This is a genomic window from Streptomyces sp. NPDC057939 (assembly GCF_042887545.1).
Taxonomy (GTDB): Bacteria; Actinomycetota; Actinomycetes; order Streptomycetales; family Streptomycetaceae; genus Streptomyces.
Genome location: NZ_JBHVPG010000019.1, coordinates 128172 through 138784, shown reverse-complemented (window position 1 = coordinate 138784; position 10613 = coordinate 128172). Strand labels below are relative to the sequence as shown.

General features: G+C 72.4%; 6 protein-coding genes. 2 read left to right on the top strand and 4 right to left on the bottom strand.

The genetic code is table 11. The annotated features are described in order from the left end of the window. The first annotated feature begins 300 nt into the window (after window positions 1-300). Window positions 301-2265 (top strand): flavin monoamine oxidase family protein, encoded by a 1965-nt coding sequence (locus ACFVS6_RS21755; RefSeq protein ID WP_389706001.1) that lies wholly within the window; start codon window positions 301-303, stop codon window positions 2263-2265. Window positions 2266-2328: 63 nt separating this feature from the next. Here ACFVS6_RS21755 and ACFVS6_RS21750 read toward each other — a convergent pair whose 3' ends face one another. Continuing rightward, complete coding sequence (locus ACFVS6_RS21750) at window positions 2329-4263, bottom strand: NAD-binding lipoprotein (protein ID WP_389706000.1); 1935 nt, start codon at window positions 4261-4263, stop codon at window positions 2329-2331. A 222-nt stretch (window positions 4264-4485) separates the two neighbouring features. Here ACFVS6_RS21750 and recQ point away from each other — a divergent pair, with 222 nt between their 5' ends. Continuing rightward, window positions 4486-6531 carry a DNA helicase RecQ gene (gene recQ, locus ACFVS6_RS21745; RefSeq protein WP_389705998.1) on the top strand — a complete coding sequence of 682 codons (2046 nt, stop codon included), beginning with the start codon at window positions 4486-4488 and terminating at the stop codon, window positions 6529-6531. Window positions 6532-6619: 88 nt separating this feature from the next. Here recQ and ACFVS6_RS21740 read toward each other — a convergent pair whose 3' ends face one another. The 3 genes from ACFVS6_RS21740 to ACFVS6_RS21730 form a co-directional block, all read right to left on the bottom strand. Continuing rightward, entirely contained in the window at window positions 6620-8089 is a 1470-nt protein-coding gene (locus ACFVS6_RS21740) for an amino acid permease (RefSeq protein ID WP_389705996.1), read from the bottom strand. A 364-nt stretch (window positions 8090-8453) separates the two neighbouring features. Then, window positions 8454-10109, bottom strand: a complete 1656-nt coding sequence (locus ACFVS6_RS21735) for an MFS transporter (RefSeq protein WP_389705994.1) — start codon at window positions 10107-10109, stop codon at window positions 8454-8456. Between the two features lie 51 nt (window positions 10110-10160). Next, window positions 10161-10613 (bottom strand): hypothetical protein, encoded by a 453-nt coding sequence (locus ACFVS6_RS21730; protein ID WP_389705992.1) that lies wholly within the window; start codon window positions 10611-10613, stop codon window positions 10161-10163.

Genomic DNA, 10613 nt, shown 5'->3' with positions numbered 1-10613 from the left:
CCGGCTTCCAGGCCGGGGCGGGCGCCTTCTCGCGTACGCCGTCCTCGCTCCGGCCCCGGGCGGTGACGCCGACCCGCCCCGCGTGGCGTCGCCGAGCACGTACTCGGCCTCACCGAGGAACTCCTCCACCGAGTCGGCCCAGGGAGCGGCCCCGTCGAACGGTCACCCGCGCACGGCCGACGGCCGCCGTGCGAAACCGCGTTCGTCAGCACCGCGCCCCGATGATCACGTCCGGGTGGTTGTTGCTCCCACCAGGGGATTTCGGTGAACCGCGGCGCTGCGGGACGCAAGAGTTGCCTCATGATCAAGGACCCGCTCGCCGGCCCCGAACTGCCCGAACTGCCCGAACTCCCCGACGGGAGCGCACCGGAGCCCGCCCGCCGGCCCTCCCGACGCACCCTCATCGCCGGCGCCGCCGCGGTCGCGGGAGCCGGCGCGTTCAGCGTCGCCGCAGCCTCCGCCGAGACCCCGAAGGCCCCTTCCGGGTCCGCGCGCCCCGACTGGGACACCTGCCTGACCATCGCCCGGGCCGTCCTCGTGCGCGACGAGGACGACCAGCCCCTCGTGCCCCGGTACGCGGACATCCTCCTGAAGAACGGCCTGCCCCGCTCCCGGAACCGCAGGAAGGTCCTGGTCGTCGGCGCCGGCCCGGCCGGGCTCACCGCCGCCCACCTGCTGCGTCAGGCCGGCCACCAGGTCACCGTCATCGAGGCCAACGGGAACCGGGTGGGCGGCCGGATCAAGACCTTCCGCACCGGCGGCCACGAGAACTCGCCCGCCGCGTTCGCCGATCCGAAGCAGTACGCCGAAGCCGGCGCGATGCGCATTCCCGACAGTCACCCGCTGGTCACCGGGCTCATCGACGGCCTCGGCCTGAAGCGCCGCCGCTTCCACCTCGTCGACGTCGACGGGACGGGACGCCCCGCATACCGCACCTGGATCCACGTCAACGGAATCCGCGTCCGCCGCGCGGACTACGCGCGGGCCCCGCAGACCCTCAACCGCTCCTTCGGAGTACCCGCGGCCTACGAGTCCCAGCCCGCCGCCCAGATCGTCCGGGCCGCCTTCGCCCCCGTCCGCAAGGAGATCGAGGGCAAGCAGGACAAGGCGCTCGTCGAGGGTTGGGCCCGCGTCATCCAGCGCTACGGCCACATGTCCATGTACCGCTACCTGACCGAGGAGGCGAAGCTCGACGAGCGGACCATCGACCTCATCGGCACCGTCGAGAACCTCACCTCCCGGCTGCACCTCGCCTTCGTGCACAGCTTCATCGGCGCCTCCCTCATCAGCCCGGACACCGCGTTCTTCGAACTCCCGGGAGGATCGGCCACGTTGGTCGACGCGCTGTACGGCCGGGTCAAGGACCTCGTACGGCTCGACCGCCGCGCGACCCGGATCCGGCACGGCGAGCGCGAGGTCAGCATCGACACCGTGTCCGAGGGCCGCGACGGCCCCGTGCGGCGCGAGACCTTCACCGGCGACACCGCCATCATCACCGTCCCCTTCTCCGGACTGCGGCACATCCCCGTCGCCCCCGCCCTCTCGTACGGCAAGCGGCGCGCGGTCACCGAACTGCACTACGACGCCGCCACCAAGGTGCTGCTCGAATTCAGCCGCCGCTGGTGGGAGTTCGACGAAGCGGACTGGAAGCGCGAACTGGAGGCCATCGGGCCGGGCCTGTACCGGAGCTACCAGATGGCCCGGACCCCCGAGGACGGCGCCCTGCTCGGAGCCCACCCCTCCGTGCCCGAGGGCCGCATCTCCGACGCCCAGCGCGCCCACTACGCCGCCTGCCGCTCCACGACCCGCGACCAGCCCGAGGCGGCCGACGTGATCGGCGGCGGATCCGCCACGGACAACCCGAACCGGTTCATGTTCCAACCGTCCCACCCCGTCGAGGGCAGCCCCGGCGGAGTGATCCTCGCCTCCTACAGCTGGTCGGACGACGCCCTGAAGTGGGACTCCCTGGACGACGCGGAGCGCTACCCGCGTGCACTCGCGGGCGTCCAGGAGGTCTTCGGGCAGCGGATCGAGGTGTTCTACACCGGCGTCGGCCGGACCCAGTCCTGGATGCGCGACCCGTACGCCTACGGAGAGGCCTCCGTGCTGCTGCCCGGCCAGCACACCGAGCTCTTCCCCCACGTCCGCAGCGCGGAAGGCAGCCTCCACTTCGCCGGCTGCCACACCTCCATCAAGCCCGCGTGGATCGAGGGCGCCCTGGAATCGGCCGTACGGACCGCCCTGGAGGTCCACTCGACCCCCTGACCGGGAGATCGGACCCACCGCCGCCGAGAGCCGACCGGCACCGGACCCCGCGGGCCCGCCCCGTCAGCTCTCGGCGAGCACGATCACCCAGTCCCCCTCCGCGAACCGCACCGGCTCGCGCTTGTCGGGGTTGATCCGCACCCCGTGGTCGGGCGCGGTCGCGGCCCGCGCGCGCGACCGGTAGCCGACCGCGCACTCGCCCCGACGCCGGGCCGCCTCGACGACGGTGGCGAAGGCGACCTCACGGCCGGTCCGGACGTAGTCGGCGACCGGCTTCAGGTACAGCTCGTTCCCCTCGGCGTCGAAGAGCTGCTCGAAGACCCCCGCGAGGTGGCGGTTCTCCGAGATCTGCGTCATCAGCAGACTGATCAGCCGGCCGCTGACGATGAAGTCGGCGCCCTCCCGAGCGGGGGCCAGGACCCGGTTCCCGTCGTCGGACATCTCGGTGGTCAGCGCGAGCTCCCGACCCGAGGCCTCCGCGATGGCCCGCAGGTGCAACAGCGTGACCAGCGTCCGGTCGTCCGTACGGGAATCCGCGCCCGCCGGCTCCTCCGGCGCGTGCGAGGACCACGCCGGGCCCTGGGCACCCTCCTCGCCGACGACGATCACGCTGTCGTACGCGGGCACGTCCAGCTTGGCCAGCACCAGCGGATCGGTGATGTCCCCGCTGTGGAAGGTCACGTCGAGGCGCCGCCGGAGCGCCGTGACCCCGAGGACGCCGACCGTCGCGGGATCCTCGCCGAGGGCCACGACGTCGAGGGTGGTCCCCGCGCCCACGTACTGGTCGAGCTGGTCCACCACCAGCGGGGCCCGGCGGTTCCAGCCGAGCAGCAGCAGCCGCTCGGTGGCCCGGGGGGCTCGCCGGGGCATGACGATGGCCTCCTCGTCGACGTGGGCGGAGACGTCCGACTCCACGGCGGTGTCGTCGTCCCGCGTGACGACGATGAGCAGGTCGTCCGCCCCGACCGGCCTCCCGCACTCCGGATTGAGGAGCACCCTTCCGTCGGCGCGCAGCAGACCGACCACCGACGACGTGGCGAACCCCAGCAGCGCCTCGCCGAAGGTGCGGCCGGCGAGACCACCGGCTGAGACGGTGTAGAACTCGTCGCCCGCGAAGTCGAGGAGCTCCTGGTAGACGAGGGAGAGTCCCGGTTGGCGGGCGGTCTGGACGAGGAGCCGGGCGACGATGTCGTCCACGCACAGCACGTGCCCGCCGGGTCCCGCGGCCAGCCGGGCCGTGACGTGGTTGCGGGTGTCGCGCACCGCGGCGACGACCACCGCGCCGGCCGGATCCGGGACGGCGGCGCCCAGGGCGAGGAGGGTCTTCACCACGTGCGCGTCACCCGCCTCCCCGCCGGAGGGCAGCACGAGCACGGCCTTCGCGGTCCCCGGACTCACCCGGCACAGCTCCGTGGGGTCCGTGGTGCTGCCGTTGCGGCAGATGATCCGGGTCCGGCCGCGTTCCGTGACCCGGGTGGTGATCTCGTCCTCCATCTCCACCTTGTCCTTCGGGGCGAGGACCGCGACGGCGGAACGCCGCTGGTTGGAGTTGGCGGCCACCAGCTCCCCGATCACCGGGAACACCTGGTCCGACCAGCCCAGCACGACGGTGTGCCCGCGCTCCAGCACGGTGGAGTGGCCGCGACGCAGCGCCAGGAGGCGCTCGTTGATCCCCGTGGTGATCAGACTGACCAGGGTCGACACGAAGAGCAGCGCGACCAGCGCGAGCGTGACGGACGCCAGCACGTACAGCGGGGAGCCGACGGCGCCCCCGATCTTCAGCGTCTGCCCGACGCTCACCCACACGGCCGTGAGCCGCTCGGACAGGCCGGCCGGGGGAGTGCCGTCGGACCAGACGAGCAGCGCGCTGGCGGGTACCACCACGGCGAGACAGGCCAGGGCGAACCAGCCGATCAGCCGGGCCGTACCCCCCGCGACCAGATTGTCGAACCGGTACCGGAGCCACCGGCGCAGTGACATCGTGTGTTGCTGCGCCACGCGGACTCCCGGAGCGTGAGACGTGCCGTTCGGGCGGCTGCCCGACGCCCCGGTCCAGCGTAGGGATTCCCGACGTCCCTTCCGGCCGAAGGGCGCCGACCTCACCCGGAGGTATGAAGGCGGGGCACGGCCCCCTCCGGAAACCGGCCGGCGGAGGAGGGTTTTCCACAGGTCCCGGGGGACGTGGACGAGGGTGTCGGCGGGTGCCGATAGGCTTCACGGATGGCCCCTTCGGACCCTTCCCCCGACACCTCGGACGCCCTGCAGGTACTGCACCGCGTCTTCGGATACAGCTCCTTCCGCGGCGAACAGCAGGAGATCATCGACCAGGTCGTCGGCGGCGGCGACGCCCTCGTGCTGATGCCGACCGGCGGCGGCAAGTCGCTCTGCTACCAGATCCCCGCGCTCGTCAGAGAAGGCACGGGCGTCGTGATCTCGCCGCTCATCGCGCTGATGCAGGACCAGGTGAACGCGCTCACCGCCCTCGGGGTCCGGGCCGGATTCCTGAACTCGACGCAGGACCCGTACGAGCGGCAGGCCGTCGAGCAGGCCTTCCTCGCCGACGAACTGGACCTGCTGTACCTGGCTCCCGAGCGGCTTCGCTCGGAGGGCACGCAGCGCCTCCTCGACCGGGGCAAGGTGTCGCTCTTCGCGATCGACGAGGCGCACTGCGTGGCCCAGTGGGGCCACGACTTCCGGCCCGACTACCTCGCGCTGTCCATGCTGCACGCCCGCTGGCCCAAGGTGCCGCGGATCGCGCTGACCGCGACGGCCACGGAGGCCACCCACGCCGAGATCGTGGCGCGGCTCGGGCTGGAGGACGCCCGGCACTTCGTCGCCAGCTTCGACCGGCCGAACATCCAGTACCGGATCGTCGGCAAGGACAACCCGCTCAAGCAGCTGCTGGAACTGATCCGGGCCGAGCACGAGGGGGACGCCGGCGTCGTCTACTGCCTGTCGCGCGCCTCGGTCGAGAAGACCGCCGCCTTCCTGGTGGAGCAGGGCATCGACGCGGTGGCGTACCACGCGGGCATGGACTCCCGCACGCGTGCGGAGAACCAGGCGCGCTTCCTGCGGGACGAGGGCGTCGTGGTGGTGGCGACCATCGCCTTCGGCATGGGCATCGACAAGCCGGACGTCCGCTTCGTGGCCCACCTCGACCTGCCGAAATCGGTCGAGGGCTACTACCAGGAGACCGGCCGCGCGGGCCGCGACGGCGAGCCGGCGACGGCGTGGCTGGCGTACGGCCTGCAGGACGTGGTCCAACAGCGCAAGCTCATCGAGGGCTCCGAGGGCGACGAGGCGCACCGCCGGTCGCTCGGCATGCACCTCGACGCGATGCTCGCGCTGTGCGAGACCGTCGACTGCCGCCGGACGCGACTGCTCGCGTACTTCGGGCAGTCGGGCGAGGCGTGCGGCAACTGCGACACGTGCCTGACGCCGGCCGAGTCCTGGGACGGGACGGTCGCCGCGCAGAAGCTGCTGTCCACGGTGTGGCGGCTGGCGAAGGAACGCCGCCAGAAGTTCGGCGCCGGCCAGATCATCGACATCCTGCAGGGCAAGAAGACGGCCAAGGTCATCCAGTTCGACCACGACGGGCTCTCCGTCTTCGGCGTCGGCTCCGACCTGGGCACCGCCGAGTGGCGGGGCGTCGTCCGCCAGCTGTTGGCGCAGCGGCTGCTCGCGGTGGAGGGCGACTACGGCACGCTCGTCCTGACGGACGAGAGCGGCGAGGTCCTCGGCGGGCGCCGCAGCGTCTCGATGCGCAAGGAGAAGGCGGTCACCGGACCGTCCCGCAAGCAGTCCGGCTCCCGCTCGGGGAAGGGCGCCCGCGTGCCGGTCGACCTGCCGGCCGAGGCCGAGCCGGTCTTCCTGGCCCTGCGCGCCTGGCGGGCCGAGACGGCCCGCGAGCAGGGCGTACCGGCGTACGTCGTCTTCCACGACGCGACGCTGCGGGAGATCGCGACGAGGCTCCCCGCCACGGTGGAGGAACTGTCCACCATCGGTGGCGTCGGCGAGGCCAAGCTCACCAAGTACGCCCAGGGCGTCCTCGACACCCTGGCGGAATCCGCCGGCGGCGCGCCCGCGGCCACGGCACCGGCCGTCACCGGTACGGCCCCGAAGGCGGGCAAGGTCCCGGCCGGCGCCGCGACGGCGGGCGCCGCGGCCCCCGCCGCGTTCCTCGCGGCGGAGGAGCCCCCTCCGTACGCCGACGAACCGCCCTTCGACCCGGAGGAGACCGACCCGCCCTGGGACGACTGGGAGTAGGCGCCCCGGCCCGGCGGGGCCGCAGGGAACGAAAACGGGTGCGCACCGGCCGGGGAGGCCGGTACGCACCCGTTCCGTGTGCGCGGGGTCAGGAGCGGGTGCGCTCCGGCTCACGCTGCGTCGGGACGTTCGCCCGCGCCGCGACCTGCGGGTTGCGGGCCTTGAGCACCGCCCAGCCGATCGACAGGCAGACCGCCCAGCCGGCGCCCACGTACAGGGAGACGCGGCTGTCGGGGTCGATGGCGATCAGCACGGTGACCATCAGCAGGAAGGCGACGGCGATCCAGCTGCACAGGGTGCCGCCGGGCGCGGGGAAGGAGGAGGCGGGCAGCCGGCCGGCGACCACCTCGCGGCGGTAGCGGATGTGGCTGACCAGGATCATCATCCAGGTCCAGATACCGGCCGCGGTCGCGACCGACATCACGTACCCGAACGCCTTCTCCGGGACCACGTAGTTCAGGACCACGCCGATGCCCATGAGGGCGGCGGAGAGGGTGATGGCGACGGCCGGGGTCTTGGTGGAGCTCAGCCTGCCGAGCAGCTTGGGGGCCTCGGAGTTGGCGGCGAGGTCGCGCAGCATGCGGCCGGTGGAGTACATGCCGGAGTTGCAGGACGACAGGGCCGCGGTCAGGACCACGAAGTTGACGATCGCCGCGCCGGCGGGGATGCCGATCTTCGCGAAGGCCGCCACGAAGGGGCTGACGCCCGGCTCGAACTCGGTCCACTTGACGACCATCAGGATCACGCTGAGGGCGCCGACGTAGAAGACGATGATGCGCCACGGCAGGGTGTTGATCGCCTTGGGGAGCGTCTTCTCCGGGTTCTCGGACTCGCCCGCGGTGACGCCGACGAGCTCGACGGCCAGGTAGGCGAACATGACGCCCTGCAGGGTCATCAGGCTGGAGCCGACGCCCTTGGGGAAGATGCCGTCGAACGCCCAGAGGTTGGAGACGGCGGCGGTGTCACCGGCCGCGCTGAACCCGAAGGTCACGACGCCGATGCCGATCACGATCATGCCGATCAGGGCGGTGACCTTGACCATCGAGAACCAGAACTCGATCTCGCCGAAGATCTTCACCGAGATGAGGTTGGCGACGTACAGGACCACCAGGAAGACCAGGGCCGTCACCCATTGCGGGACGTCCGGGAACCAGTAGTGCACGTATATCGCCGCGGCCGTCAGCTCGGCCATGCCGGTGACCACCCACATGAGCCAGTAGGTCCAGCCGGTCACGAACCCGAAGAAGGGGCCGAGGAACTCACGGGCGTACTCCGCGAACGAACCCGAGACGGGCCGGTACAGGAGCAGTTCGCCGAGCGCCCTCATGATGAAGAAGACGATGACGCCGGCGAGGGCGTACATGAGGATGAGGCTGGGGCCGGCCTTCGCGATGTTCGCGCCGGCTCCGAGGAAGAGGCCGACGCCGATGGCGCCGCCGATGGCGATCATCTGGACCTGGCGGCTGCCGAGTCCGCGCTCGTAGCCCTCCTCGGGCGTACTGCCCGCGGTCGCGTTGTCGTCGTCTCCGCGGTGCTGTTCAACCTGCGTCGAGGTCATGCTGTGGTGCGCCTTTCCGCTCCATGCCGAACCGCGCCGTCATCGGCTGCGGATCGGGTTCCGATCCCCCGGATGGTGATGGAGTTGCTGCCGGCGGTCGGCCGGCTCCAGCGCCTCTGCGCGGACGTGGGTGGTCCGGCAGGCGGTCGTGAAGATGTACCACGGTGCCCGGCCGGAAACCGTGGCGCACATCACCGGCAAAACGCCCAGACGGCTGTGATCAGGCCGAAAGGCCCTTGCGCGGTCACGGGATCGTTATCCGGATCTGAGGATCTGCTGAGCGAACACACGATGACATCGAGGCAATGCGTGTCACGTGCCGCGGCGGTACGAAACCGACCGGGTACGCGACGTGGTCGGGAGGTCAGGGACCGCCGGCCGTCGACGCTCGCGACGCCGGCATCAGCAGGAGCCACAGCGGGATCGAGGCCAGCGCGAGGACGCCGAGCCAGAACATCACGGAGGCGAAGCCGTCCGCGAGACCGGCGGCCGTGGCCCGGTGGAGGGCCTCACGGACCGCCGGCCCCGCCGGCTGCGCCGACGGGAGGGCCGCGCCCGACAGCAGACGGTCCGCGCCCGTCGAGCCCGGTCCCGCGACACCGGCGTCGCGCAGCACCCCGGTCAGTCGGTCGGTGCCCCGCGCGAGGAACACGAGGGTGCCCGCGGAGACGGCCAGGGCGGCCGTCACGTACCGGACGACGTTGATGATCCCCGAGGCCTCCCCGGAGCGGGCGCCGTCCAGCGCCCGCAGCCCCGCGGCGGACGGCGCGGACAGGGTGATCCCCACGCCGGCCCCCAGCACCAGCGAGCCCGGCAGGACCGCCCCGTACCCGCTGTCGCCGCTCACGCCCGACAGCCACAGCGCGCCCGCGCCGCTCAACGCGATCCCCGCGGCCACGGGCCACCGGTAGCCGACCCGGTCGCACAGCGGACCGACACCCATCGACACCGCGAACACGCACGCCCCGTACGGCAACAGGGCCAGGCTCGCCGTCACCGCCGAATAGCCCAGGGTGTCCGGGGACAGCGCGTACAGGTTGAAGAAGTACAGGAACCCGATGAGGAACAGGGTGTTCACGGCCGTCCCGATGCACGCGGCCACCAGCGGCGGCTTCCGCAGCAGGCCCAGGTGCAGCAGCGGGGCGGCCCGCCGGGACTCGACCCGTACGAGAGCGCCCAGGCCCACCGCGGCCACCACCAGGCAGCCCACGGTGGCGGGCGACGCCGCGCCCCACGAGGGGATCTGCTGCAATGCCACGAGCAGGCCGGTCAGCCCCACCGACAGCAGCAGCATCCCGGGCACGTCGAGGCCGCGCTCACCCGAGCCGCGCGGCAGCGACCGCAGCGCGAACACCGCTGCCAGGGCGACCAGCAGCGCCCAACCGGCACCGGTCCACCACAGCCACCTCCACGACGGGCCGTCCGTGAACACGCCCCCGATGAGCGGACCGACGGCGAAGGCCAGCCCGGCGACCGCGCCCCACAGGCCCAGCGCGGCGCCCTGCCGTTCCCGCGGCCAGGCCAGCCGCAGCACCGCCATCGTCGACGGCATCAGCGCGGCCGCACCGACCCCCTGCAGGACCCGGCCGGTGATCAGCACGCCCTCGGAGCCGCTCGCGGCCACGACCGCCGCGCCGACGGCGAAGACCAGGCTCCCCGCGACGACGGTGACCCGCTGGCCCAGCATGTCGCCGAGCCTGCCTCCCGGTACGACCACCGCGGCGACGGCCAGCATGTAGGCGCCGACGGCCCAGCCGAGGGAGGCGGTGCCCACGCCCAGGTCGGCGGCCATCGCCCGCAGCGCGGTGTTGATGCCGGTGGTGTTCACGCCGAGGAGGAACAGGGCCGCGCCGGACACCGCGGTCACCGCCACGGGGTTGGCGCGGGGCGCGTCGGGCGCGGGGGCCGCGGCGGGTGCGCCACGACCGTCCGGCCCGCCGTCCCGCACGGGCGCCGGCGCCGGATACGGATGCGGTACGTGGAACAGGGCGCCGCCCAGGACACGTCTGATCGTGCTCACCCCGGGGACCGTACGCCACCGCCGCCGGGGCGCGGCGGCGGCCGGGCCGTGTCAGCCCCGGACGATGCGGGCGAGCCAGGGGGTCAGGTTGATCCCGGCCGGTTCCCGGTACGTCGTGTCGCCGGGAAGGGGCACGACGAGCCACTGGCCAGGAGGGAAGAACCGTCCCTTCACCCAGGCCAGGCCGCCGTGGACCGAACGCAGGAACGCCGGTACCGAGTCCCGGGGCACGTCGAGGAACTCGATCCCGTCGACGGTGATGTGCGCGTCGTCCTCGGGGAACAGGTGGATGCTCACCCACGGGACCCCGGCCAGCTCCACGTACGCCTCGTGCGGCAGCGAGCCGTCGGGGTCGAGGACCGCGAACATGTCGGCCGACGTCCGGCGCGACGTGGCGTCGGCACCGATGTCCTCGCTGACCGACATCGCCAGACCGTACTCGGCCGCGATCTCGCCGATGGCGGTGATGGCGGCCTGCGTGGTGGGGAGGGAGGGGTGGCTCAT